This window comes from Roseovarius salinarum, from assembly GCF_002834145.1.
Lineage (GTDB): Bacteria > Pseudomonadota > Alphaproteobacteria > Rhodobacterales > Rhodobacteraceae > Roseovarius > Roseovarius salinarum.
In genome coordinates this window covers 238,864-263,563 of record NZ_PHNT01000001.1, presented here as the reverse complement: position 1 = coordinate 263,563, position 24,700 = coordinate 238,864, and the positions used below count along the sequence as shown (strand labels likewise).

28 protein-coding genes are annotated in these 24,700 nt (G+C 67.5%); 11 read left to right on the top strand and 17 right to left on the bottom strand.

What is annotated here, in order from left to right:
* The 7 genes from CEF10_RS01350 to CEF10_RS01320 are packed head-to-tail and all read right to left on the bottom strand — an operon-like array spanning position 1 to position 5,394.
* On the bottom strand, positions 1–906 hold the full coding sequence (locus CEF10_RS01350; RefSeq protein WP_101065553.1) for a lysophospholipid acyltransferase family protein: 906 nt from the start codon (positions 904–906) through the stop codon (positions 1–3).
* Between the two features lie 10 nt (positions 907–916).
* Entirely contained in the window at positions 917–1,195 is a 279-nt protein-coding gene (locus CEF10_RS01345; RefSeq protein ID WP_198586123.1) for an HPr family phosphocarrier protein, read from the bottom strand.
* 9 nt (positions 1,196–1,204) lie between these two features.
* Positions 1,205–1,597, bottom strand: a complete 393-nt coding sequence (locus CEF10_RS01340; RefSeq protein ID WP_101065552.1) for a PTS sugar transporter subunit IIA — start codon at positions 1,595–1,597, stop codon at positions 1,205–1,207.
* Positions 1,594–2,526, bottom strand: coding sequence for an RNase adapter RapZ (gene rapZ, locus CEF10_RS01335; RefSeq protein ID WP_101065551.1), 933 nt, complete (start codon positions 2,524–2,526; stop codon positions 1,594–1,596). Before rapZ ends, CEF10_RS01340 begins: the two co-directional genes overlap by 4 nt.
* Before the next feature lie 12 nt (positions 2,527–2,538).
* The gene (locus CEF10_RS01330; RefSeq protein ID WP_101065550.1) at positions 2,539–2,979 is read right to left on the bottom strand and encodes an HPr kinase/phosphorylase; all 441 of its coding nucleotides are present in this window, start codon (positions 2,977–2,979) and stop codon (positions 2,539–2,541) included.
* Positions 2,980–2,982: 3 nt separating this feature from the next.
* Positions 2,983–4,692 (bottom strand): sensor histidine kinase, encoded by a 1,710-nt coding sequence (locus CEF10_RS01325; protein WP_101065549.1) that lies wholly within the window; start codon positions 4,690–4,692, stop codon positions 2,983–2,985.
* A complete protein-coding gene (locus CEF10_RS01320) occupies positions 4,693–5,394 on the bottom strand; it encodes a response regulator transcription factor (protein WP_101065548.1) in 702 nt (233 codons plus the stop codon). It abuts the gene before it with no gap.
* Positions 5,395–5,762: 368 nt separating this feature from the next.
* On the opposite strand from CEF10_RS01320, the gene CEF10_RS01315 reads away from it, so the two are divergent.
* Complete coding sequence (locus CEF10_RS01315) at positions 5,763–7,361, top strand: phosphoenolpyruvate carboxykinase (RefSeq protein ID WP_101066013.1); 1,599 nt, start codon at positions 5,763–5,765, stop codon at positions 7,359–7,361.
* Between the two features lie 114 nt (positions 7,362–7,475).
* Here CEF10_RS01315 and CEF10_RS01310 read toward each other — a convergent pair whose 3' ends face one another.
* The gene (locus CEF10_RS01310) at positions 7,476–8,351 is read right to left on the bottom strand and encodes a 3-hydroxybutyryl-CoA dehydrogenase (protein WP_101066011.1); all 876 of its coding nucleotides are present in this window, start codon (positions 8,349–8,351) and stop codon (positions 7,476–7,478) included.
* Between the two features lie 160 nt (positions 8,352–8,511).
* Here CEF10_RS01310 and CEF10_RS01305 point away from each other — a divergent pair, with 160 nt between their 5' ends.
* The gene (locus tag CEF10_RS01305) at positions 8,512–9,357 is read left to right on the top strand and encodes a DUF6473 family protein (protein WP_101066009.1); all 846 of its coding nucleotides are present in this window, start codon (positions 8,512–8,514) and stop codon (positions 9,355–9,357) included.
* A gap of 63 nt (positions 9,358–9,420) precedes the next feature.
* Here the strand turns inward: CEF10_RS01305 and CEF10_RS01300 are convergent, their stop codons facing one another.
* The 6 genes from CEF10_RS01300 to CEF10_RS17020 form a co-directional block, all read right to left on the bottom strand.
* Positions 9,421–10,347, bottom strand: a complete 927-nt coding sequence (locus CEF10_RS01300) for an electron transfer flavoprotein subunit alpha/FixB family protein (RefSeq protein ID WP_101065547.1) — start codon at positions 10,345–10,347, stop codon at positions 9,421–9,423.
* A complete protein-coding gene (locus CEF10_RS01295) occupies positions 10,347–11,105 on the bottom strand; it encodes an electron transfer flavoprotein subunit beta/FixA family protein (protein WP_101065546.1) in 759 nt (252 codons plus the stop codon). Before CEF10_RS01295 ends, CEF10_RS01300 begins: the two co-directional genes overlap by 1 nt.
* Positions 11,106–11,256: 151 nt before the next feature.
* Positions 11,257–11,829, bottom strand: a complete 573-nt coding sequence (locus tag CEF10_RS01290) for a cob(I)yrinic acid a,c-diamide adenosyltransferase (RefSeq protein ID WP_101065545.1) — start codon at positions 11,827–11,829, stop codon at positions 11,257–11,259.
* 1 nt (position 11,830) lies between these two features.
* The gene (locus CEF10_RS01285) at positions 11,831–12,040 is read right to left on the bottom strand and encodes a twin transmembrane helix small protein (RefSeq protein WP_101065544.1); all 210 of its coding nucleotides are present in this window, start codon (positions 12,038–12,040) and stop codon (positions 11,831–11,833) included.
* Between the two features lie 80 nt (positions 12,041–12,120).
* Positions 12,121–12,951: an SDR family NAD(P)-dependent oxidoreductase gene (locus CEF10_RS01280; RefSeq protein ID WP_101065543.1), complete on the bottom strand. Its 831-nt coding sequence runs from the start codon at positions 12,949–12,951 to the stop codon at positions 12,121–12,123.
* 35 nt (positions 12,952–12,986) lie between these two features.
* Positions 12,987–13,517, bottom strand: coding sequence for an SH3 domain-containing protein (locus tag CEF10_RS17020; RefSeq protein ID WP_198586122.1), 531 nt, complete (start codon positions 13,515–13,517; stop codon positions 12,987–12,989).
* Between the two features lie 135 nt (positions 13,518–13,652).
* Between CEF10_RS17020 and CEF10_RS01270 the strand changes: the two genes are divergently transcribed.
* From CEF10_RS01270 to plsY, 8 genes are all read left to right on the top strand, one after another.
* The gene (locus CEF10_RS01270; RefSeq protein ID WP_101065542.1) at positions 13,653–15,962 is read left to right on the top strand and encodes a DNA topoisomerase IV subunit A; all 2,310 of its coding nucleotides are present in this window, start codon (positions 13,653–13,655) and stop codon (positions 15,960–15,962) included.
* Between the two features lie 78 nt (positions 15,963–16,040).
* Complete coding sequence (locus CEF10_RS01265) at positions 16,041–16,991, top strand: aspartate carbamoyltransferase catalytic subunit (RefSeq protein ID WP_101065541.1); 951 nt, start codon at positions 16,041–16,043, stop codon at positions 16,989–16,991.
* Positions 16,988–17,536 carry an aspartate carbamoyltransferase catalytic subunit gene (locus tag CEF10_RS01260; protein WP_101065540.1) on the top strand — a complete coding sequence of 183 codons (549 nt, stop codon included), beginning with the start codon at positions 16,988–16,990 and terminating at the stop codon, positions 17,534–17,536. The genes CEF10_RS01265 and CEF10_RS01260 overlap by 4 nt, the downstream gene beginning before the upstream one ends.
* Positions 17,533–17,973, top strand: coding sequence for a hypothetical protein (locus tag CEF10_RS01255; protein ID WP_101065539.1), 441 nt, complete (start codon positions 17,533–17,535; stop codon positions 17,971–17,973). Before CEF10_RS01260 ends, CEF10_RS01255 begins: the two co-directional genes overlap by 4 nt.
* Positions 17,970–18,503 carry an aspartate carbamoyltransferase catalytic subunit gene (locus tag CEF10_RS01250; RefSeq protein ID WP_101065538.1) on the top strand — a complete coding sequence of 178 codons (534 nt, stop codon included), beginning with the start codon at positions 17,970–17,972 and terminating at the stop codon, positions 18,501–18,503. The genes CEF10_RS01255 and CEF10_RS01250 overlap by 4 nt, the downstream gene beginning before the upstream one ends.
* Positions 18,500–19,078: a YqhA family protein gene (locus CEF10_RS01245; protein WP_101065537.1), complete on the top strand. Its 579-nt coding sequence runs from the start codon at positions 18,500–18,502 to the stop codon at positions 19,076–19,078. Before CEF10_RS01250 ends, CEF10_RS01245 begins: the two co-directional genes overlap by 4 nt.
* Entirely contained in the window at positions 19,068–20,390 is a 1,323-nt protein-coding gene (pyrC, locus tag CEF10_RS01240) for a dihydroorotase (RefSeq protein WP_101065536.1), read from the top strand. Before CEF10_RS01245 ends, pyrC begins: the two co-directional genes overlap by 11 nt.
* Positions 20,390–20,998 (top strand): glycerol-3-phosphate 1-O-acyltransferase PlsY, encoded by a 609-nt coding sequence (gene plsY / locus CEF10_RS01235; RefSeq protein WP_101065535.1) that lies wholly within the window; start codon positions 20,390–20,392, stop codon positions 20,996–20,998. Before pyrC ends, plsY begins: the two co-directional genes overlap by 1 nt.
* A 7-nt stretch (positions 20,999–21,005) precedes the next feature.
* Here the strand turns inward: plsY and CEF10_RS01230 are convergent, their stop codons facing one another.
* From CEF10_RS01230 to CEF10_RS01220, 3 genes are all read right to left on the bottom strand, one after another.
* Positions 21,006–22,376, bottom strand: a complete 1,371-nt coding sequence (locus tag CEF10_RS01230; RefSeq protein WP_101065534.1) for a glutamate--cysteine ligase — start codon at positions 22,374–22,376, stop codon at positions 21,006–21,008.
* A 74-nt stretch (positions 22,377–22,450) separates the two neighbouring features.
* Positions 22,451–22,978 carry a hypothetical protein gene (locus tag CEF10_RS01225; RefSeq protein ID WP_101065533.1) on the bottom strand — a complete coding sequence of 176 codons (528 nt, stop codon included), beginning with the start codon at positions 22,976–22,978 and terminating at the stop codon, positions 22,451–22,453.
* The gene (locus tag CEF10_RS01220) at positions 22,975–23,703 is read right to left on the bottom strand and encodes a 16S rRNA (uracil(1498)-N(3))-methyltransferase (protein WP_101065532.1); all 729 of its coding nucleotides are present in this window, start codon (positions 23,701–23,703) and stop codon (positions 22,975–22,977) included. The genes CEF10_RS01225 and CEF10_RS01220 overlap by 4 nt, the downstream gene beginning before the upstream one ends.
* Positions 23,704–23,714: 11 nt before the next feature.
* Between CEF10_RS01220 and ubiA the strand changes: the two genes are divergently transcribed.
* Positions 23,715–24,683: a 4-hydroxybenzoate octaprenyltransferase gene (ubiA, locus tag CEF10_RS01215; RefSeq protein ID WP_101065531.1), complete on the top strand. Its 969-nt coding sequence runs from the start codon at positions 23,715–23,717 to the stop codon at positions 24,681–24,683.
* Positions 24,684–24,700: the final 17 nt, after the last annotated feature.

Below are 24,700 nucleotides of genomic sequence, written 5' to 3'. Positions count from 1 at the left end.
TCACCTGCCCAGCGAGAGCGTGTGTTCGCGCAGCCACGCCATGAACCCGCGCGGATCCTTGTGCAGCATTTCCATGCGCTCGTCGCTGATGGGTTCGCCCACGATCGGCGCCTGCGGCTTGTTGCAGCTATGCACGATCTCGTGCAGCAACAGCGCCTGACGCAATGTCGACGACAATCGGTTGGCCATCTGGTACCAGCGCGAATTGGCGCCCGGGAAGTAGATGGGAACCACCCGCGCACCCGACCGCCGGATCATCTGCGCGGTAAAGACGTTCCACTCACGTTCGATCGCCGGTCCGAACAACGTGTCGGACGAGGCGACGACGCCGGAGGGAAAGAGGCTGACCAGCCCCCCCTCCTTCAGATGCGCCATGGCGCGGGCGCGCATCTCGACGCTCTTGCGCTGCGCGTCGGGTTCATGCGGGAACGGCACCGGGATCATGTAGGAGGCCGCGACCTCGTCGATGCCGGTCAGCAGCGCACGGGTCAGGATCTTGTAATCGCTGCGCCGCCGTCCGATCAGATCGGCCAGGATCATCCCGTCCACCATGCCGTGCGGGTGGTTGGCCACGGCCACCACCGGCCCCTCGGGTGGTATGTTCTCGATCTGCTCGGGCGGGGTCAGCAGGTCGATCCCCATGGTGTCGAGGGCCGCACGCCAGAACGCCTGCCCCTGCGGCGCACCGCGCTTTTCGAACTGGCGGATCATGCGCAGGATCGTGATCTTGCCGGTCACCCATTCGATCGCGCGGATGGTCGTGGCTTTAAGCGCGCTGTCGAAGGAATTGGCATAGGTCAGGCTACGCCTGTCGTACTTGGTGAAGGTGAGCGATTGCCCATCCTGACCGCTCGGTTGGTCCTGGGGATCCCTGGCCGCCTGCTCTGGTGCCGTTCGTTCGCGCATGGATGCGCCCCTACATGTCTTCGCCGAACTTGTCAGCCACCAGCGCCTCCACGGCATCGGCCAGCGGGCCGGCGTCGGGGCCGCTCGCCTGCAGGTCAATAGTCGTTCCTTTCGATGCTGCCAACATCAAAAGACCCATGATGCTGTCGGCACTGGCCGACTGGCCATTGTGCACGATCTCGGCGCTGGCGTCGAAGCCCTCGACCACCTCGACCAACTTGGCCGACGCCCGCGCGTGAAGGCCTTTCTCGTTCAGAATCTCGAATTTTCGGGTCACGGTCTCGGACATTGGGGGCCTTCACTCCGGCGTGGCGGTCTGGCTGTCGATATACTTCCGCCCGGCCTCCAGCGCCGCGCGCGCGGCGTCGGGCACCGACAGGTGGCGGGATTTCGCCAGCTTGATCAGAAGCGGAAGATTCGCGCCGTACACGATGCGGCGGTTCTCGACCGCGCAGGCCCGCAGCGAAAGGTTGGAGGGCGAGCCACCGAACATGTCGGTCACGATGATCACCCCGTCGCCGGTATCGACCGCGTCCGCCGCGGCGCAGATGTCGGCCTGCTTGGCCGCACGGTCGTGATCGTTCTCGATCCCGATCGCGCGCACGCCGGGTTGGGCGCCGACGATATGTTCGATCGCTGCGAGGTATTCGGTGGCCAGGCCGCCGTGCGCCACGATCACGATGCCGATCAACGCCCCTTTTCCTTCAGCTTTGTATCGTTCCTTGCGGGGGAATCGGACGGCCGGATGTCAAGCCGCTCCAATTCGCGATGTCTTATTGACACCTGCCAGCCGGCATCCGCAAGTGCCCCCGCCAAAGTTTCTGCCACCACGACTGAGCGGTGGCGCCCGCCGGTGCAGCCGAAGGCGATGGACAGATGTGCCTTCCCCTCGGCGACATAGGCGGGCAGCAGCATCTCGGTCAACGTCCGCACCTTGGAAAAGAACGGGTCGAACAGTGCATCCGCCCTGACGTAATCGGCAACCGCCGGCGCGCGCCCGTCGCTGTCGCGCAGCGCCTCGTCCCAGTAGGGATTCGACAAGAAACGGCAATCGAAGACCATGTCGACTGCCCGCGGCAAGCCCCGCTTGTAGGAAAACGACTGCACCGACACCGCCAGCTCGCCCCCGGCGCCGGGCGCGAACCAGCGTTCGATGTCCGCCCGCAGGTCGTGCGGCGACATCTCGGAGGTGTCCAGCAGCACGTCGGCGCGGGCCCGGATCGGCCTCAAAAGGTCGAATTCACGCGCGATGCCCTGCTCGGGGCTTTCGGCGGGCGCCAGCGGATGGCGCCGTCGCGTTTCGGAAAACCGCCGCAGCAGCACGTCGGTGCGGCAGTCGATGTAAAGCACGTCCATCTGCAACGGCGCATTGGCGGCGAACTCGTCGATCAGCGCGATCAGCGCGTTGGTCGAGAAATCGCGGTTGCGCGCGTCCACCCCCAACGCCAGAGGGCGTTCCGGCGCGGGCCCCGCCGCGAGCCGCGGCAAAAGGCTGAGCGGCAGGTTGTCGATCGCCTCGTAGCCCATGTCTTCGAGCGCACGGATCGCGGTGCTGCGACCGGCGCCCGAAGGACCGGTGACAAGGATCACCCGCGGGGCTTCCTTTGTCTGATCGTGCATCAAGGCACTCCTTCACGCGCGTCTTTCGTGACGCAGATATAGCAACACCGCCGCAGGAAAATGGCCGGTGCCCGGATTCCACAGCTCCGGCAGCGCACGGCCGAGAACGGTTGCCTCGCGGAACGGCGGCAGCCGGTCGGGTTCGGCCCGGTCCATGGTGACGACCAGATCCAGCGCGACGGGCCCGGCCGGCGGCATTCCGAGGATACCGACGCCGCGGGCCTCGATCAGCCCACGGATCGCCCGGGGGGCATCGGCCATCACGACATCGCCGTTGCGCCATACCAGGGTGCGATCGTCGGCCACCAGCTGCGCGCCCTGCGCCAGAAGCGCGAGCGCCAGTGCCGATTTCCCGGTGCCCGCAGCGCCGCGGATCAGGACGCCGCGACCGTCCAGCGCGACAGTCGTGGCGTGTACGGTTTCCGCCTCCTCCGCGGTTTCGGCGCCGGCCATGTCTCAGACCGGCAGGCCGACCACGAAACGCGCGCCCAGCGGTTCGGAGGTGATGTCGGCCTCGGTGGGGCGGATGTTCTCGGCCCAGATGACGCCGCCGTGCGCCTCGACGATCTGCTTGGAGATCGCCAGCCCGAGGCCGGAGTTGTTGCCGAACTCCTTCTCGTCGCGCTGCGAATAGAAGCGGTCGAAAACCTTCGTGAGCGCCTCCTCGGGAATGCCGGGGCCGGTGTCCTCGACCACGACAAGCACGCGGTTGTCACGCTTGCGGGCCCAGACGCGGATCGCATCGCCGTCCTCGCAGAAGCTGATGGCGTTGGTGATCAGGTTCACGAAGACCTGCGCCAGCCGAGGCTCCAGCCCCGTGATCACGATCGGGTGGTCCGGGAAATCGGTGATGAACTCCACGCCCTTGCCGCGGGCCTCGTCGCCGAGGTACTCGGTCAGGCCGCGCAGCATGTTCAGCAGGTCGAAGGCCTCCTGTTCCTCCTTGACCAGTTCGCTGTCGAGTCGAGAGGCATTCGAGATGTCGCTGACCAGGCGGTCCAGACGGCGCACGTCGTGCTCGATCACGTCGAGCAGCTTCTCGCGTTGCTCGGGTTTCTTGGCGACCCGCATTGTCCCCACCGCGGAGCGCAAAGATGCCAGGGGGTTCTTGATCTCGTGCGCGACGTCCGCGGCGAATTGCTCGTTGCTGTCGATGCGCTGGTATAGGGCTGCCACCATGCCGCGCAGCGCGCCCGACAGGCGGCCGATCTCGTCGGGGCGTGCCGTCAGGTCCGGGATCCGCACCCGCCCCTTGCCGCGCCGGGACCGGTCGCGGTTGCCGCCGATTTCCGCCGCGGAGGCGAGATCGGCCAGCGGGTTTGCGATGGTAGAGGCCAGGATCAGGCTGAGCCCGATGGACACCAGCGTCGCGATGATGAACATCTGCAGGACGCGTTCACGTTCGGCGCGGACCAGATTGTCGATCTCCCCCGACGTGCTGGCCAGCGTGACGGCGCCGATTGCCTTGCCCTCGTGTTCCACGGGCGTGGCGACGACGAACGCAGACCGGCCGTCGCCATCGCCGGCAACCTGCGTGCCACGCGCGACGGTATCGGCAACGAGCGCGCGGGCCTGTTCCTCGACCGAGGGCGGTGGCCGGTCGCCCTCATCGGACGAGAAAGGCCTGGAGATCCAGGCCCAGGCAGCGCTCAGCGCGTCGGTGATGACGGTCGGGCGGGGATCGTAGGCCATTCCGCGCCCGGCGGTGCCGCCAACCCGGTGGCCGGCAAGCGTGCCGCGGTCGTCGAACACGAAAACCTCGACACCCGAACGGATATCGAGCCCCTCGAGCGTGCGGCCGACGTCGGCCCCGTCGCCCGTGATCAGGTTGACCGGCGCACCGGCCGGCATCTGCGCCTCGAGCACGTCGGCGACCAGTTCGGCCTCGCCCACGAGGCCATTGGCGCGTTGCAGCGCCAACCCGTCGCGCGACGCATTCAGATACAGGATGCCGGCGACCAGGACATTCAGCGCGATCAGGTTGAACGTGATGATCTTGCGGGTGAGAGGCGACGCGCGCAGGGAGATGAAACCGCGGTTCTCGCGGCGCTCACGCAACTCGTCCTCGACGATGTTGTCGGGCGCCACGAAATCGTCCCCAAGGACGACGTCCCCGCTGTCCTGCGTCCTTGTGTCCCGCACGTCCGTTCTCTCGGCAAGTGCCATCTACTCTTCGTTGTACCTGTAGCCTATGCCGTAGAGCGTCTCGATCGCCGAGAACTCGGAATCGACGGACCTGAGTTTCTTGCGCAGGCGCTTGATGTGGCTGTCGATCGTGCGATCGTCGACATAGACCTGGTCGTCGTAGGCGACATCCATCAGCTGGTCGCGGCTCTTGACGAACCCGGGGCGCTGCGCGAGCGCCTGCAGCAAGAGGAATTCCGTTACCGTGAGCGAGACGTCCTCTCCCTTCCAGGTCACGGCGTGGCGCAGCGGGTCCATGCGCAGCGCGCCGCGCTCGATCACCTTGGTGTCCTCGCTGTCGGGGGGAAGATCGCCCGCGATAGCATCCTGCCGGCGCAGCAACGCGCGGATACGCTCCACCAGCAGACGCTGCGAGAACGGCTTTTTCACATAGTCGTCGGCGCCCATGCGCAGGCCCAGAACCTCGTCGATCTCCTCGTCCTTCGAGGTCAGGAAGATCACGGGAATGGCAGACTTCTGGCGAAGGCGCTGCAACAGGTCCATCCCGTCCATCCGCGGCATCTTGATATCCAGCACGGCCATGTCGGGAAGCCTCTTGCTGAACGCGTCGAAGGCCTGCTGGCCGTCGTTGTAGGTCTCGACTTCGAACCCCTCTGCCTCAAGGGTCATGGAGACGGACGTCAGGATGTTCCTGTCATCGTCCACAAGGGCGATCTTTGACATCGTGATTTCCTATTCTGCTCTGGTGCCTGTTTTTTCGCGCATTATGCGCTGTTTCACCCTTTACAATCAATCCAAAACTGCGAATCGCCGGAAGCGCACCCCAAGTTGGCGCAGAATTCCCTTAGAAATGATTGAATTGCCACGGATTTCGGCTGCCCGGCGATTCGCGGGGCAACGGAATGCGCGTTGGTTGCGCTAACGTTCAGGTGGTTGCGCTAACTGTGCGGATGCGTCCTGTTAATCCGCGGAAGCGTCATGCTAAGACCCGTCCATCCGGGCCGCCGAGCCCGTCCGGCGCACGTGCCGCACGGCGCCGGAACGCAAGGAAACCCGCCGCGACGCCCGCGGCTACCAGGAGCTTGAAGACCATGACATTTGGACGAGTGAACCCGAAATTCCGGCTCGAGGACCAGGGCATCGGGGAACTGGGCAATGTCTACTACAACCTGATCGAACCCGCCCTGATCGAGGCCGCGCTCAAGAACGGCGAAGGCAGCCTCGGTCGCGGGGGCGCATTCCTGGTCTCGACCGGCAAGTTCACCGGCCGCTCGCCCAAGGACAAGCACGTGGTCAATACGCCGGGCGTGGCGGGCGACATCTGGTGGGACAACAACGCCGAAATGTCGCCCGAAGGCTTTGATGCTCTCTACGCGGACATGCTGGAACATATGAAGGGCGGCGACTATTACGTGCAGGATCTCGTCGGTGGTGCCGACCCCAAGCACGCGATCAACGTGCGCATGGTGACCGAACTGGCATGGCACGGGCTGTTCATCCGCCACATGCTGCGCCGTCCCGAGCGTGCGGAGCTCGACGGTTTCATCGCCGATTTCACCGTCATCAACTGCCCCAGCTTCCAGGCGGACCCGCAGAAGCACGGCTGCCGCAGCGAAACGGTCATCGCGCTGAACTTCGAAAAACGGATGATCCTGATCGGCGGCACGGAATACGCCGGCGAGAACAAGAAATCGGTGTTCACGCTGCTCAACTATCTCCTGCCCGAAAAGGGCATCATGCCGATGCACTGCTCGGCCAACCACGCCGAGGGCAACCCGGTGGACACGGCGATCTTCTTCGGGCTGTCGGGCACCGGCAAGACGACACTGTCCGCCGACCCTGCCCGGGTGCTCATCGGTGACGACGAGCACGGATGGTCCGAACGCGGCACCTTCAACTTCGAGGGCGGCTGTTACGCCAAGACCATCAACCTCGACCCCGAGGCGGAGCCGGAGATCTACGCGACGACCGAGAAGTTCGGCACGGTGATCGAGAACATGGTCTATGACCGGGACACGCTCGAACTGGATTTCGACGACGATTCCCTGACCGCGAACATGCGGTGTGCGTACCCGCTCCACTACATCTCCAACGCCTCGGAAACCGCGCTCGGCGGGCACCCCAAGAACGTCATCATGCTGACCTGTGACGCCTTCGGCGTGCTTCCCCCGATCGCGCGGCTGACGCCGGCGCAGGCGATGTATCACTTCCTGTCCGGGTTCACGTCGAAGGTCGCCGGTACCGAGCGCGGCGTGACCGAGCCCGAACCGACCTTCTCCACCTGTTTCGGCGCGCCCTTCATGCCGCGGCGGCCCGAGGTCTACGGCAACCTGCTGCGCGAAAAGATCGCCAAGCACGGCGCAACCTGCTGGCTGGTCAACACCGGCTGGACGGGCGGCGCCTACGGCACCGGTTCGCGCATGCCGATCAAGGCCACGCGCGCCCTGCTCAGCGCCGCGCTCGACGGCTCGCTCAACGACGTGGAATTCCGCAAGGATCCGAACTTCGGGTTCGACGTCCCCGTCGAGGCGCCGGGCGTCGCCGAGGTTCTGCTCGACCCGCGCCGCACCTGGGAAGACCCCGAGGCTTACGACGCCCAGGCAGCCAAGCTGGTCCAGATGTTCGCGGACAACTTCGAGCAATACGTCCCCTACATCGACGAGGACGTGAAGGCCGCCGCCATCGGCTGAGGCCGGCGCCGGGACGGGGGCTGCAACCGCGGCCCCGGTCTTCACCTTGGTCGAAATACTCCGGGGGTGAGGCCGAAGGCCGAGGGGGCAGCGCCCCCTCTCGCCGGCGCCGCCTCAGCGCGTCGGTTCCGGCGTCTCGCCGCTGTAGTCGTAGAAGCCCCGCCCCGTCTTGCGGCCCAGCCAACCGGCCTCGACGTATTTCGTCAGCAGCGGACAGGGGCGGTATTTCGTGTCCGCGAGCCCGTCGTGCAGCACGTTCATGATCGCAAGACAGGTGTCCAACCCGATGAAATCCGCCAGTTCGAGCGGCCCCATCGGGTGGTTGGCGCCCAGCTTCATCGACCGGTCGATCGAGCGGACGTTGCCCACGCCCTCGTAGAGCGTGTAGACGGCCTCGTTGATCATCGGCATGAGGATCCGGTTGACGATGAAAGCCGGGAAGTCCTCGGCGCTGGCGGCCGTCTTGCCCAGGTTTTCGACCACGCCCAGGCAGATGTCATAGGTTTCCCGGTCGGTGGCGATGCCGCGGATCAGTTCCACGAGCTGCATCACCGGAACGGGGTTCATGAAGTGAAAGCCCATGAACTTGCCGGGGCGGTCGGTGCGGCTGGCGAGCCGGGTGATCGAGATCGACGAGGTGTTCGAGGTCAGGATCGTGTGCGGCTCAAGGTGCGGCACGAGTTCCTCGAAGATGGCCTGCTTGATCTCCTCGCGCTCGGTCGCCGATTCCACGATCATGTCGGTCGCGGCAAGATCGGTCAGCGTGAGCGTGGGCGTGATCCGCGCGAGGGCGGCATCCATGACGCCCCTGTCGAGTTTCCCCTTGGAAACCTGGCGCTCCATGTTCTTGCGGATCGTGGCCAGGCCCTTGTCCAGGGCCTCCTGGCTGACGTCGTTGAGAAGAACCTCGTAGCCCGCGGCCGCCATCACGTGGGCAATGCCGTTGCCCATCTGCCCCGCGCCGACGACGCCGATTTTCCGGATGTCCATGCGCCTGCCCCCGTCGTTGTGCGCGGCAACCATAGGCCCGCCGCCCGCCGGGCCGCAAGGGGGCGCGCCGCTTAAAGATCGAAACGAATTGACGCTTTAGGGCTTTGGCAACGCCGCGCCCCGACTCTCGGCGACGGGTGAATAATTCATGGTGGGTGAAATGGCTTACGAGCGTCTTTCGGGGGCGTCCCTCGACTATCTGCCGTGCCGGTACGGCAAGTCCCGGCTGTTGTTCCGCGGGCCGCGCCGCCGGCTGGACGGATGCTACGCCGCATTTCTCGGGGGAATCGAAACTTACGGCCGCTTCGTGGCGCGTCCCTTTCCCGCCCTGGTGGAAGAGGCCACGGGCGTGAAATGCGTGAATTTCGGCTGCGCGCAGGCCGGCCCCGACGTCTTCCTCAACGATTCGGAGCTCATCGGCGCTGCGGGCGGCGCGCGGCTGGCGGTGCTGCAACTGCCGCCGGCCACGAACCTTTCGAACCGGTTCTACACGGTGCATCCCCGGCGCAACGATCGTTTCGTCGAAGCCTCGGACCTGCTGCAGACGGTGTTCCGGGACGTCGATTTCACCGAGGTCCACTTCACTGGTCATCTCCTGGCACGGCTTCAAGCGACCTCCCCGGAACGGTTCCGCATGGTGCGCGACGAACTCGAAACCGCCTGGGTGGTGCGCATGAAACAACTGATCGAACGGATCGGCGTGCCGACGGTCCTGCTCTGGATGCAGACCCGGCCGGGGCCGGCGTCAGATCCGGGCAGCGGCCCCGCCGAGGCCGGGGCGGCGCCGGCGTTCGTCACGGCCGAGATGGTCGAAACGCTACGCGAGAAGGCGGCCTCGGTCGTCACGGTCTGCCCGAGCGAACCAGCCCGCGCCGACGGCACACGCGGCATGGTTTTCGGGCCGGTCGAGGCGCCGATCGCCGCGCGCCTTCCCGGCCCGGCCGTTCACCGGGAAACGGCCGTGGCGCTGGCACCCGTCGTCTCGGAGCTGGCCGGGCGAACGTGAAAAGGCCCGCCGGACGGCAGGCCTTTCCAATCCGTGCAAGATGTGCCGCGACACGCCGCGGCGTCAGAGCTTCTCGGTCATCTCCGGGACCGCCTCGAACAGGTCGGCGACAAGGCCGTAGTCGGCGACCTGAAAGATCGGTGCCTCCTCGTCCTTGTTGATGGCGACGATGACCTTGGAGTCCTTCATTCCCGCCAGGTGCTGAATGGCCCCCGAGATGCCCACCGCAACGTAGAGGTCGGGTGCCACCACCTTGCCGGTCTGGCCCACCTGCCAGTCGTTGGGAGCAAATCCCGAGTCGACCGCGGCGCGCGACGCACCGACGGCCGCGCCCAGCTTGTCCGCCAGTTTCTCGATGAGCTGGAAGTCCTCTTCCGAGCCCACGCCACGGCCGCCCGAAACCACGACCCCGGCCGACGTCAGCTCGGGGCGGTCGGACTCGGCGACCTTGTCCTCGACCCATTCGCTCAGGCCCGGGTCGGCGGCGGCGTCGACGGTCTCGACCGAGGCCGCGGACTGTTCGCCCACCGCGTCGAAATTGGCCGTGCGGATCGAGACCACCTTCTTGGCATCGCGCGACTTGACGGTCTGCACCGCGTTGCCGGCGTAGATCGGCCGTTCGAAGGTGTCGGCATCCACGACACCCGAGACATCCGTTATCACCATCACGTCCAGCAACGCGGCCACGCGCGGCAGGATGTTCTTGGCGTCGGTGGTGGCCGGTGCGACAACGTGGTCATAGTCGGCAGCCAGGTCCGCGATCAGGCGCGCCACCGGCTCGGCCAGGCGGTGACCGTAAAGGTCGTGCTCGGCGCAGAGCACCTTGGCCACGCCCTCGATCTTCGCGGCCTCTTCGGCGGCGGCAGAACAGGTCGCGCCGGCACACAGCACGGTCACATCGCCCAGTTCCTTCGCCGCGGCCACGGCCTTGGCGGTGGCATCCCACGACAGTTCGCCGTCATTGACTTCTGCAAGAAGAAGAACAGCCATCACACAGCCCCCGCTTCCTTGAGTTTCTCGACAAGTTCATCGATCGAGCCCACGATCTCGCCCGCCTTGCGCGCCGGCGGCTCCTCGGTCTTGAGGACCTCCAGCCGCGGGGTGACGTCGACTCCGTAGTCCTCGGCCGTCTTCTCGTCCAGCGGCTTCTTCTTCGCCTTCATGATGTTGGGCAAAGAGGCATAGCGCGGCTCGTTGAGACGCAGGTCGGTGGACACGATCGCCGGCATCTTCACCTTGATGGTCTGCAGGCCGCCATCGACTTCGCGGGTGACGACGGCGTGGTCGCCCTCGATGTCGATGTTGTTGGCATACATCGCCTGGCTCCACCCCAGCAGCGCGCCCAGCATCTGCCCGGTGGCGTTCATGTCGTTGTCGATGGCCTGCTTGCCGCACAGCACGAGGCCGGGCTCCTCTTCCTCGACAACCTTGGCCAGGATCTGCGCAACCGACAGCGGTTCGATGTCGGTATGCACGTCATCGGCCGCGGTGACCAGGATCGCACGGTCGGCGCCCATCGCCAGGGCCGTGCGCAGCGTTTCCTGCGCCTGTTTCACGCCGATCGAGACGGCGACGACCTCTTCGGCCTTGCCGGCCTCCTTCAGGCGGATGGCCTCCTCGACGGCGATCTCGTCGAAGGGGTTCATCGACATCTTCACGTTGGCCAGATCGACACCGCTGCCATCCGCCTTAACGCGGACCTTCACGTTGTAGTCGATCACGCGTTTGACAGGCACAAGCACCTTCATTTGCATGGTCTCCCTTGAATTGGCGAAGAGCCGACACCGACTCTCCCGAACTCTCTTGCGCGTTCATATCGCCTTCGTCTGGGGCGCAACAGGGCAAAATCGTCACCTTTGCGCCCGGCGACGTCGCGTCGGAAAGATTGCCTCTCGCGGGCTATCGGTTGGCCCCGGGAGTCCAGAGCACGTCGTCGTTGCCGTTGTCGTTGCTGACACGACCGGCCACGAAGAACCAGTCGGACAGCCGGTTGAGGTAGGTCACCGCGGCCGGGTTCACCTCTTCCGTGGTGGCCAGCTCGACGGTCAGGCGTTCCGCCCGCCGGGCGACGGTGCGGCACATGTGCAGATGCGCCGCCAGCGCGCTGCCACCGGGAAGGATGAAACTGCGCAGTGGCTCGAGCACCGCGTTCATCCCGTCGATCTCGGATTCCAGCCGCGCGACCTGGCCGTCGCTGACACGCAGCGGGGTGTACTCGGCTTCGGCGTCGCTGGCCAGATCGGGGCGGCACAGGTCGGCCCCGAGGTCGAACAGGTCGTTCTGGATGCGCGCGAGCGCCGCGTCCGTCTCGCCGGTGGCTTGCAGCCGGGCCAGCCCCACGGTGGCGTTGACCTCGTCGACCGTGCCGTAGGCTTCCACCCGCAGCGCATGCTTGGCCACGCGCGCACCGTTGCCCAGCGCGGTTTCACCGGCATCGCCGGTCTTGGTATAGATCTTGTTGAGCACAACCATGTCATTGCCCCCCTTGCCTGCGGATGTAGACGAAAAGCAGGATCAGCAGAACGGCGACGAACTGCGCGCCGATGCGCCAGCGCATGATCTTGTTGGCATGCTTGCGGTTGAATTCACCGCCGCGGCCGAACGTCCCGATACCGAAGATCAGGATGGCCGCAACGGCACCGCAGGCGACCACCACGATGATGAAAAGAGGATCGTCTGCCATGCGCCTTCCCGTGTCTGCGTTACGTGTCTTCCGCTCATGTAGCGGGCCGACCGCGAAAAGCGAAAGCGATTTCTGACAAATCAGCCCTTCGAGATAACCCAATCCAGCGCGCGCGTCGGCAGGATGCGCCGCAGCGTCCCCATCAGGTAGGTCGGCGTGGTGACATAGTAGCGCGCCCTTGGCCGGCGGCTCTCCAGCGCGCGGATCAGCTTGCGCGAAACCGCCGCGGGCGGCAGTTCGAACCGGTCGGGGGTGTAATCGGCGTAAAGGCGCGGGATCAGCCTTTCGCGGTAATCGTCGGCACGGGCCGAGGCTTGCCAGTCGATCCAGCGCTCGAATTGCGGGATGGCGTTCTGCCGGATCTTCGAGGTCACCGGCCCCGGCTCGATCAGCACGACGTGAATCCCGGTGCCGCGCATCTCGATACGCAGCGCATCGGTCAGACCCTCCAGCGCGAACTTGGTGCTGACATAGGCGCCGCGCCAACCGATCGCCACGAGCCCGAGCACGGACGAACACTGCACGATGCGCCCGTGCCCCTGCGCCCGCATCGCCGGGATCACCCGACGGGTGAGGTCATGCCAGCCGAACAGGTTGGCCTCGAACACCTCGCGCAGGGCACCGCGCGGAACATCCTCGGCAAGGCCCGGGCAGGCAAAGGCGCCATTGTTGAACAGCGCGTCCAGCCGTCCGCCGGTCGCGGACAGGACCTGATCGACCGCCTCGGCGATGCTGTCCTCGTCGGCGTAGTCCAGGCGCGGGCTTTCGAAGCCCTGCGCGCGCAGGCGGTCGCAATCGCGTGACTTGCGGCAGCTTGCAAAGACACGCCAGCCCTGGGCGCGCAGCCTGTGGGCCGCGTCGAGCCCGATACCGGAGGAACACCCGGTGATGAGGATCGCGGGTTTGGTCATGACCGACCTATGGCGCGGGCCGGGTCGCGATGCAATCAGTTCGGCGGCTCCGTCGCCGTTGCCGGCACCTTAAGCGTCCAGCGCGGCACCCAGCCCACACGGCCCGTCGCAAGCACCTGCAGCCGCAGCCAGTCGCCGCCCGGATCGTCCATCACCGCCACTTCCGAGCCCGGCGCGACCACGGCGATCCGCGGGAAAAGGATGCCAGGACCGTCACGCAGGTTTGTGGACATGTCGCTGACCCGCCGAATCTCGGCATCGGCAGGGATATCCGGCGGCCCGGTGGATGCCTCCGCCCCGCCCCCGGGCGCGTCGTCGGACGAGTCAAGGGAAACAGAGACACGTGTGGGCTTTCCATCGGTGCCAGCCGCCTTCGCGGGCGCATCGGGCATATCGCCGCCGGCGCTGTTTGGCCGTGTGCTTCCGGGGCGCGCCTGCGGCCGGACATTGCCGATCTCCGCGCGGACCTGAAGGGAATTGGGCCGCGGGGCATAATCCGCCCCGCCGCTGAGTTCATAGAACGCCAGCGCCAGGAAGCCGAAAACCACCACGATGAAGCGCCACATCCCGCGTCTCCCCCAGCGCCGCCGTCGCGGCAAGAAACCGGAGCCTACACGATTCGTGCGGCCAGTTCAGGGGGAACGGGGACAGGCCCGGTCAATGTGCTTGTCCTGCCCCCACGCCGTCGCTATCACCCGGCCATGACCGACCTGCTGGACGAAAACGGCGACCTGCCCGCGCCGACGGCCGAACCGCTGCGCCGCGCGATCGGCGAGCGGTACCTGACCTATGCCCTGTCCACCATCATGCACCGGGCGCTGCCGGACGCGCGCGACGGGCTCAAGCCCGTGCACCGTCGCATCCTGTACGCGATGCGCGAGCTGCGCCTCGCGTCCACCGGCGGGTTCCGCAAGTCGGCCAAGATCTCCGGCGACGTGATGGGCAACTACCACCCCCACGGGGACGCGGCGATCTACGACGCGATGGCGCGGCTGGCGCAGGATTTCGCGGTGCGCTACCCGCTGGTCGACGGTCAGGGCAACTTCGGCAACATCGACGGCGACAACCCCGCCGCCAGCCGCTACACCGAGGCGCGGATGACGGCGGTCGCAGAGGCCATGCTGGAAGGGCTGGACGAAAACGCCGTCGATTTCCGGCCCAACTACGACGGCACGCTGACCGAACCGGTGGTTCTGCCTGCCCGCTTCCCGAACCTTCTGGCCAACGGCGCCAGCGGCATTGCGGTTGGCATGGCCACGAACATCCCGCCGCACAACATCGTCGAACTGGTGGATGCCTGTCTGCACCTGATCAAGACGCCGGACGCGCGCGACGACACGCTGCTGAACCACATACCCGGCCCGGATTTCCCGACCGGCGGCGTGATCGTCGAGCCGGCCGAGACGATCGCCCAGGCCTACCGCACAGGCCGCGGCAGTTTCCGGCTGCGCGCGCAGTGGGAGCGCGAGGAGCTGCCGCGCGGCCAGTGGCAGGTCGTGGTCACCGAGATCCCGTACCAGGTGCAGAAATCCAAGTTGATCGAGAAGATCGCGGAACTGATCCAGACCAAGAAGGTGCCCGTGCTTGCCGACGTGCGCGACGAAAGCGCCGACGACATCCGGCTGGTGCTGGAGCCGCGGTCGCGCAACGTGGACCCGGACGTGATGATGGGAATGCTGTTCCGCAACAGCGACCTGGAGGTCCGGTTCCCGCTGAACATGAACGTGCTGATCGACGGCGTCACGCCGAGGGTCTGTTCCCTCAAGCAGGTTCTGCGCGCCTTCCTCGATTTCCGACGCGAGGTGCTGATCCGCCGCGCGCGCCACCGGGTCGAGAAGATCGACCATCGTCTCGAGGTGCTGGAAGGGCTGATCGTGGCCTTCCTGAACCTCGACCGCGTCATCGACATCATCCGCTACGACGACGCGCCGAAGGCCGCGCTCATGCGCGAGGACTGGGGGCGCGATTTCACCCGTGCCACCTCGGAAGACGATTACGTGTCCCCGCCGCCGGCCGAGGGCGGCGACGGCCTTAGCGAGGTGCAGGCGGACGCCATCCTCAACATGCGCCTGCGCAGCCTGCGCCGGCTGGAGGAAATGGCGCTCATCAAGGAACGCGACGACCTGATGGCGGAGCGCGCGAACCTCGAGGACCTGCTGGACAGCGAGGACCTGCAGTGGCGCCGCGTGGCCGAACAGCTCAGGGAGGTCCGCAAGACCTTCGGCAAGGACGATCCGGGTGGTGCGCGGCGCACCCGCTTCGCCGAGGCCGTGGAAGCCGAGGATGTCCCGCTGGAGGCCATGATAGACCGCGAACCGATCACCGTGGTGTGCTCGCGGATGGGGTGGATCCGGGCGATGACGGGGCACATCGACCTCAACCGCCAGCTCAAGTTCAAGGACGGCGACGGCCCGCGTTTCATGTTCCACGCCGAGACGACGGATCGGCTGCTGGTCTTCGCGTCGACGGGGCGTTTCCACACCGTTCCCGCCGCCAACCTGCCGGGCGGGCGCGGCATGGGCGAGCCGCTGCGCCTTCTGACGGACCTGCCCAACGAGGCGGAGATCGTCGAGCTTTTCATCCACCGCCCGGGCCGCAAGCTGCTGGTGGCATCGGACGCAGGCGACGGCTTCCTGGTTTCCGAGGACGAGGTCGTGGCGCAGAAGCGGGCAGGCAAGCAGGTGCTCAACCTCAAGGGCGACGCGCGCGCGAAGATATGCAAGCCGGTGACGGGCGATCACGTCGCCGTGGTGGGCGAGAACCGAAAGGTGCTGGTGTTCCCCGTCGACGAACTGCCCGAGATGGCCCGCGGCAAGGGCGTGCGGCTGCAACGCTACAAGGACGGCGGGCTGTCGGACGTGACCACCTTCGATCTGGCGGAGGGGTTGTCTTGGAAGGACCCGGCCGGGCGCACGCGCACCGAGACGGACCTGACCGAGTGGCTGGGCAAGCGCGCCACCGCGGGCCGGATGGCCCCGCGCGGCTTCCCCCGCGACAACCGCTTCACCTGAGCGGCCTGCGGGCGCACGACCGCTTGCCCCGGGCCGCCACGCTTCCTATAAGCGGCGGTGAGCGGATCGGAGGCCCGGATGAGTTTTTCCCACGCCCATCTTCTGGGGATCGAACCTCTCGCCCCGTCCGAGATCACGACGGTCCTCGACCTTGCCGACCAGTACGTCGACCTCAACCGGCGCCCGGAAAAGCATGCCGAGGCGCTCCAGGGGCTCACGCAGATCAACATGTTCTTCGAGGCCTCCACGCGCACGCAGGCCAGCTTCGAGATCGCGGGCCAGCGGCTGGGGGCGGACGTGATGAACATGGCGATGCAGGCCAGTTCACTGAAGAAGGGCGAGACGCTGATCGACACGGCGATGACGCTCAACGCGATGCACCCGGACCTTCTGGTGGTCCGCCACCCGCATTCGGGCGCGGTGGACCTGCTGGCGCAGAAGGTCAACTGCGCGGTCCTCAACGCCGGCGATGGCCGGCACGAACATCCCACCCAGGCGCTTCTGGACGCGCTGACGATCCGCCGGGCCAAGGGACGGCTGCACCGCCTGAACATCGCGATCTGCGGCGACATCGCGCATTCGCGTGTCGCACGTTCGAACATCCTGCTTCTGGGCAAGATGGAAAACCGCGTCCGGCTGATCGGGCCGCCCACGCTGATGCCGGCGGGCATCCGCGACTTCGGCGTCGAGGTCTTCGACGACATGGCCGAGGGCCTGCGCGGGGCCGACGTGGTGATGATGCTGCGCCTTCAGCGCGAGCGGATGGACGGCGGCTTCATCCCCAGCGAACGCGAATACTACTTCCGCTACGGGCTGGACGCCGAGAAGCTGGCCTTCGCCGCGCCCGAGGCCATCGTCATGCACCCCGGCCCGATGAACCGCGGCGTTGAGATCGACGGCGAACTGGCCGACGACATCAACCGCAGCGTCATCCAGGAGCAGGTCGAGATGGGCGTGGCCGTGCGCATGGCTGCGATGGACCTTCTGGCGCGCAACCTGCGCGCGCCCGCCGAGGGGGTCATGGTGTGAGCGAGACGGTCGAGGTCAAGCCGGGCGAACACGGCACGGTGCGGGTCTTTGCCATCGACCTGCCGGCCGAGGACGTGTCCGCCTTCGCCGAACCGCAGGACGACGCATGGCCGCTGCGCGACGCCCTCGGCTCGGCGCACCTCGACCCCGATCAGGTGGAGGTGATCGCGCTGGACGACCTCGCCGGGCTGGGACTGTCGGCATATCTGTCCGAGGGGCACCGGATCCCCGACAACCAGCTGGCGGACATGAAGGCGCGCCTGGACTCGTTGCGCGGGCATGTTCTGGTGCTGCCCTCGCGCGCGTTCGGCGGGCAGGCACAAACACTGACGCCGCGCGCGCCGCTGCGGCTGGTCGGCACCTTCTTCGAAGAGGGCGACCGCGTGAAGTTCGAACCGCTGCCGGCCGGTGGCGCGCGCGGCACTTTGGCGCCATCCGGCCCGGGCGCCGGCGGGGATCATCGCATCCGGTGGCGTCCCGTCATCCTCGCGGCTCTGGCGGTGCTTTTGCTGCTGGCGCTGGTCGTCGCGGGGCTGGCCGCGTGACCGAGGCGCTGACACCCACCACCCCGCTGGCCGACGGCGAACGCGTGACCGCCAGCTTCCACCCCGACCGGGCGACCTACTGGCGCGATCACGCGTGGCTTGCCGCGCTCGCCATGGCAGCGGGCATGGCCATCCTCTGGGCCATCGGCAACCCGCATGTCTGGACGGGGGCCGTGGGCGGACTGGCGGCGATCGCGGTGCGCGCCTTCTACCTCGCCTCCGACGAGTTGCAGGTGCGCTGGGACCTGACCGACCGGCGCCTTCTGGGGCCGCAGGGCCGGGCCATCCGGCTGGGCGAGATCGAGATGATCCGCACGCTGGGCAGCGCGGTGCAGGTCGTCACCCGCGGCGGCGACAAGCACCTGCTGAAATACCAGCCCGACCGGGACGCCACGCGCGCCGCCATCGAACGGGCCATGGCCGGGGGGCGGGGATGACCGACGCGAAGGACTGGGACGAGATCCTCGAGCCGGGCGAGCGCATCCTCTGGCAGGGGCGGCCCGACACGCGCCTCGTGTTCCCGCCCGAGCGCAAGGGTTTTTTCGTGTTCGGCCTGATTCTCGTCGCCATCGGCGTCATCCAGTTCTCCGTGCTGCGACGCGTGGAGCTGGACATCACGCTGTGGCCCTACACGCTGGTGCCCGTCGCGCTGGGCCTCGCGATCGTCGGCGTGCAGCCGTTCTGGACACGGCTGCGCCGCCGGCGGACGTGGTATACCCTGACCAACCGGCGCGCCTTCATCGCGACCGACCTTCCGGTGCTGGGCAAGCGGCTGAAATCCTGGCCGGTCAAGAGCGACGCGCCGCTGGTGCTGACCGAGGGCGCCCCCGCGAACGTCTGGTTCGCGGAAAGGCGCACCCGCACCGACAGCGGGCGTATCCGCGTCACCCCCATCGGGTTCGAACGCATCGCCGACGCGAAGGACGTGGCCGAACAGATGCGCACGCTGCGCGAGGAGGACCGATGACGCGGCCGGACCGCGACGACAAGGGGCACGGCCGGCGGGCCCGGCGGCTGTTGCGCCGCGGGGTGCTGGGCATTCACATCCTGCAGGTGCCGCTGCTGTTCGGATTGATGCTTGCGCTTCTGGTGCTCAGTGCCAGTTTCTTCTACGCGCTGGGCGAGGCCGTGATCACCCTCGACTTCCTCGATCGCGACAAGACCATCCTGCTGGTGCTGGACCTGCTGGACATGGTGTTCATCGCCAACCTGATCGTCATGGTCATGGTCTCGGGCTACAATGCCTACGTCGCCGCGACGCGCCAGGACGCGCCGGAGGACGGGATGTTTGCCTACAGCGACGAATTCCAGCCGGTGAAATCGCGCATCGCGGCGACGCTGGTCATCATCACCGGGATCCACCTGGTGCACGAGGTTCTGGCCGGCGATGTGAATGAGCCGCGGGGCCTGCTGGTCTTGGGCGCCACACACCTCATCCTGCTGGCCAGCGCCGCGGTTTTCATTTACATGGGCCGGTTCGAAAATCGGGCGCCGCCGGGCCCGGCCGGCGACCAGGGGAAGGACGGCCAAGATGGCGCATGACGATCCGAAGTGCACGCCCGAGGGGGCACAGGGATCAACCCTGTTCATCAACGCCCGGCTGATCGACCCGGAGGCGGGGACCGACGCGGCGGGCTGGCTGCTGGCCGAGGGTGGCACGATCCGCGCGACCGGGCATGGCAGCGACATGCCGGAAGCCGGGCAGACGGTCGACTGCGCCGGCCACTGCCTTGCCCCGGGGCTGGTCGATATCGGTGTGAAGGTCTGCGAGCCGGGCGAACGGCACAAGGAATCCTACCGCTCGGCGGGCCTTGCCGCGGCCGCCGGGGGGGTGACGACGATGGCCACCCGCCCCGACACGCTTCCCGCGATCGACAGCCCCGAGACGCTGGAATTCGTCGAACGCCGCGCCAACGCCGCCGCGCCGGTGAACGTGCTGCCCATGGCCGCGCTGACCAAGGGGCGGGACGGGCGCGAGATGACCGAGATCCGGTTCCTGATGGACGCCGGCGCCGTCGCCTTCACCGATTGCGATCATGTCGTGACCGACACCAAGGTGCTGTCGCGCGCGCTGACCTACGCCCGCGCCTGCGGCGCGCTTGTCATCGCGCACCCGCAGGAACCGGGCCTTTCGGCGGGGGCGGCAGCGACCTCTGGCAAGGTGGCCAGCCTGCGTGGCCTGCCATCGGTGTCACCCATGGCCGAGCGCATGGGGCTGGACCGCGACATCGCGCTTCTGGAAATGACAGGCGCGGCCTATCACGCCGACCAGATCACGACCCAGCGCGCCCTGCCCGCACTGGAGCGCGCGCGCCACAACGGCTTTGACATCACCGCGGGCACGTCGATCCATCACCTCACGCTGAACGAGCTGGACGTCGCGGACTACCGTACCTTCTTCAAGGTCAAGCCGCCCCTGCGATCCGAGGACGATCGCCAGGCGGTCGTCGCCGCGGTGCGCGACGGGCTGATCGACATCATCAGCTCGATGCACACGCCGCAGGACGAGGAAAGCAAGCGCCTGCCCTTCGAGGAGGCGGCCAGCGGCGCCGTGGGGCTGGAAACCTTCCTGCCGGCGGCGATGCGCCTTTATCACGCCGGGGAGCTGGAGCTGCCCGCGCTGTTCCGGGCACTGTCGCTGAACCCGGCGCGGCGGCTGGGGCTGGATTGCGGCCGGCTGGCACGGGGCGCCCCCGCGGACCTGGTGCTGTTCGACCCGGACAAGCCCTTCGTGCTCGACCGGTGGACGTTGCATTCGAAATCCAAGAACACGCCCTACGACGGCCAGCGCCTCCAGGGGCGCGTGCTGGCCACCTATGTCGCGGGCACCTGCGTGCACGGGGGGGCCGCCTGATGCCCGCGCTGGAGACCTCCGCCGCAGGTCTGATCCTCTGGGCCGTGCTCGGGTATCTTCTGGGCGCGGTGCCCTTCGGCCTGCTTCTGTCGAAGCTGCTGGGGCTGGGCAACTTGCGCGAGATCGGCTCGGGCAACATCGGCGCCACCAACGTGCTGCGGACCGGGTCCAAGGCCGCGGCGGCCGCGACCCTGCTGCTGGACGCGGCCAAGGGCGCGGTCGCGGTGCTGGCGGCGCGCGCGCTTGCCGGCGGGGATGCCGCGCAGGTCGCCGGGCTGGCCGCCTTCCTCGGCCATTGCTACCCGGCTTGGCTGGGCTTCAGGGGCGGCAAGGGGGTGGCGACGTTCCTTGGCCTCGTGCTGGCGCTGGCCTGGCCGGTGGGGCTGGCCTGCTGCGCGACATGGGCGGCGGCCGCGGGGATCACGCGCATCTCCTCGGCCGGTGCGCTTGCCGCGGCGGTCAGCGCGCCGCTGTGGATGCTGGTCAAGGGCTTCGGCGGCATGGTTCTGCTGGGCGTGGTGCTGGCGGCGCTCGTGCTGCTGCGCCACCGCGAGAACATCACGCGCCTGCGCGCAGGCACCGAGCCGAAAATCGGTCAGAAGTCGTGATCCCGTCTCAGTAGGAATATTCCGCGTAGATACGGCCCAGGTCGCCCTGCCATTCGCCATGGTAGCGCGCCAGCAACTCGTCGGCCGGAACCTGGCCGCTTTCGACGCTTTCCTTGAGCGTGCCCAGGAAATGCGTCTCGTCGGGGATCATGCCGCCGCCGCCGGCGCGTGCCCGGGCCCCGAGACCGGCCTCGGCGATCTCCAGCACCTGCGCCGCCAGCTCCTGCATGCGCAAACCGTCGACCTCGGCCTGCAGGGCGCTTTCCCCGGCGGCGATGCGCAATGCCTCGCGGAACGGCGCCGTCCAGCCCTTCACCAGATCCCAGGCGGCATCGAGGCTGTTGGCGTCGTAAAGCAGCCCCACCCAGAGCGCGGGCAGCGCGCACAGCCGGCGCCACGGCCCGCCATCGGCGCCGCGCATCTCCATGTACTTCTTGATCCGCGCCTCGGGGAAGATGGTGGTCAGGTGGTCGGCCCAGTCCGACATCAAGGGCACCTCGCCGGGTAGCGCGGGCAGCTCGCCCTTCATGAAATCGCGGAAGGACTGGCCCAGCGCGTCGTGGTAGACACCGTCGCGGTGGACGAAATACATCGGCACGTCCAGTGCGTAGTCGACCCATGCGTCGAAGCCGAAACCGTCCTCGAACACGAAGGGCAGCATGCCCGTGCGGTCGGAATCCAGATCACGCCAGACGCGGGCGCGCCAGGACTTGAAGCCCGTGGGCTTGCCTTCGAAGAACGGTGAATTGGCGAACAGCGCGGTTGCCACCGGCTGCAGCGCAAGCCCGACGCGCAACTTCTTGACCATGTCCGCCTCGGAGGCGAAGTCGAGGTTCACCTGCACCGTGCAGGTGCGATACATCATCGATTTGCCCATGGTTCCGACCCGGTCCATGTAGTCGGTCATCAGCTTGTAGCGGCCCTTGGGCATCCGCGGCATCTGTTCGTGGGTCCATTCGGGCGCCGCGCCCAGCCCGATGAACCCCACCCCGACCTTGTCGGCGATGTCCTTCACATCGGCGAGGTGCGCGTTCACCTCCTCGCAGGTCTCGTGGATGTTCTCCAGCGGCGCGCCCGAAAGCTCCAGCTGCCCGCCGGGCTCCAGGCTCACGTTGGCGCCGGCCTTCTCCAGCCCGATCAGCTTGCCGTCTTCTTCCAGCGGGGTCCAGCCGTGCAGATCCCGCAAGCCTTCGAGCACGGCAAGCACGCTGCGCTCACCTTCGTAGGTGATGGGAAGGTGGTCGTCCTTGCAATAGCCGAACTTCTCGTGCTCGGTGCCGATGCGCCACTGCTCGCGCGGCTTGCACCCGCTTTCGAGGTATTCGGCCAATTGCGCGCGGCTCTCGATCGGCCCGCCGCCGGACTGGGGAATGGACATGGGGCCTCCTGTCTTGCCGCGCGCCCGTGACGGTCCGTTACTTGCGCCGATCGCCGCCGGTGTCAATCCGGCGGTCACCGCTTCGGCAGGGCGGTGGCCTGATCGGTGTCACGGACCCAGATCCTCTCCGTCCGGCTGCTGGTATCACGCATCCGGGCCAGCATGTGGTCGGTGCGCAGGCCCGGCAGGCTAGCGAAGGCGTCGAACAGCGCGTCCGCGCCCTCCGCGTTCAGCGGGATGCACAGGTCGGGCTGGCCGGGCTGCGCGATCACCCAGTGTCCGGGGCGCCCGGACCGGTCAAGCGAGATCTCGGTGATTTCCGACAGCGCCACTGCCCCGCCCGTGACCGGCCCGAAATAGACGATCTGCCCCTCGTCCACACGGACGACACCCGGCCCGGCACCTCCGGTGCGAAAACGCGCGCGCTGCACGCCCGCGGCGGCAAGCCCGGTGCCGGCAACGAGGAGTGCCGCGCCCACGATGCGCAGGGCACCCGCGCCGACGACGACCCACCATAGCCCCACGCCCAAAAGACCCACCGCGACCAGGGCTTCGCGCCAGCGCAGCAGTGCCGCCCGCGCCTCCGGGCGAATGAAACTCATGCCCAGTCCCCCAGCGCCTGCTGCCAGACGGTCATCGCGGCGACCGCCGCGGTGTCGGCCCGCAGAACGCGCGGCCCGAGGCTGACGGCATGGGCAAAGGGCAACGCGCGCAGGCGGTCGCGCTCGGCCTGCGAAAACCCGCCCTCCGGGCCGATCAGGATGGCCCACGGCAGGCCCGCCGCATCACGCGGCAAGGTGGCTGCGCCACCCGCCAGGACCTCGTCGCAGAACATCAGTTGGCGCCCGTCGGGCCATGACTCCAAAACGGCATCCAGTTTTTGCAACTGACCGACCTCGGGGACGTAGGTGCCGCCGCACTGTTCGGCGGCCCCGATGGCGTGGGCCTGCAGCCGGTCCTGCCGGATGCGTTCGGAATTGGTGAAATCCGTCTGCACGGGCAGGATGCGGGACGCCCCCATCTCGGCGGCTTTCTCGACGATGAAATCGGTGCGCGCCTTCTTGATCGGTGCGAACAGCAGCCACAGGTCGGGCGGGTCACGCTGCGGCGCACTTTGCCCGCGGCAGACCAGCGTGCCCGCCTTCCTGCGCGCATCACGGACCTCGGCCTGCCATTCGCCGTCGCGCCCGTTGAAAAGCGCCACGGCATCGCCCGGGCCGCGCCGCATCACCCCGAAAAGATAGTGCGCCTGCTTGCCGTCGAGCGGAACCGTTTGCCCTTCCCCCAGCGGGTGCTCTACATAAAGCCTTATCTTCCCAGCCGTCATGAGGGCACCATATGACCGGCGACAACCGGACACCAGAGGACAGCGGCATCGTCGCCGACGCCGTGACCGGGAACTGGGTCGACACCCGCGCGCCCGCGGCGATGCGCCCCTACCTGCGGCTGGCGCGCGCGGATCGTCCCATCGGCACATGGCTGTTGCTTCTGCCCTGCTGGTGGGGGCTGCTGCTGGGCATGCTCCACGACGGCCGCGCGGAATGGCACGATCTGTGGATCTTCGCAGGCTGCGGCGTCGGCGCATGGCTGATGCGCGGCGCCGGCTGCACCTGGAACGACATCACCGACCGCGACATCGACGTGGGCGTGGCACGCACCGCCGCGCGGCCAATCCCCTCGGGGCAGGTGAGCGTGACGCAGGCACTGATCTGGCTGGCCTTCCTGGCCCTGCTGGCGTTCCTGATCCTGCTGACGTTCCGGGTGGGGGCCATCGTGCTCGGCGTGCTGGCCCTGGCGCCGGTGGCGGTCTACCCCTATGCCAAGCGGTTCACCTGGTGGCCGCAGGTCTTTCTCGGGCTGGCGTTCAACTGGGGGGCGCTGCTGGCATGGACGGCGCATACGGGCATGCTGGAATGGCCGGCGGTGGTGCTTTACCTCGCCGGGATCGCGTGGACCCTGTTCTATGACACGATCTACGCCCATCAGGACGCCGAGGACGACGCGCTTCTGGGGGTGAAATCGACGGCCCGCCTGTTCGGGGCGCGCACGCCGCGGTGGCTGCGTCGCTTCCTTGTGGCGACCGTGATGCTGATGGGGCTGGCGGTGCTGTCGGCCGGGCTGGGCCACGCGTCGCCCCTGGCCGTGCTGGTCGCGTTGGCCGGGCCGCTCGTGATGGGCTGGCACCTGCACTGGCAACTGACCCGGTTCGACCCCGACGACGACAGGCGCCTGCTTTCGCTGTTCCGCTCGAACCGCGATGCCGGGCTGATCCCCTTGCCGTTTTTCGCCGTCGCGCTGCTGCTCTGATTGCACTCGCCTCCTGC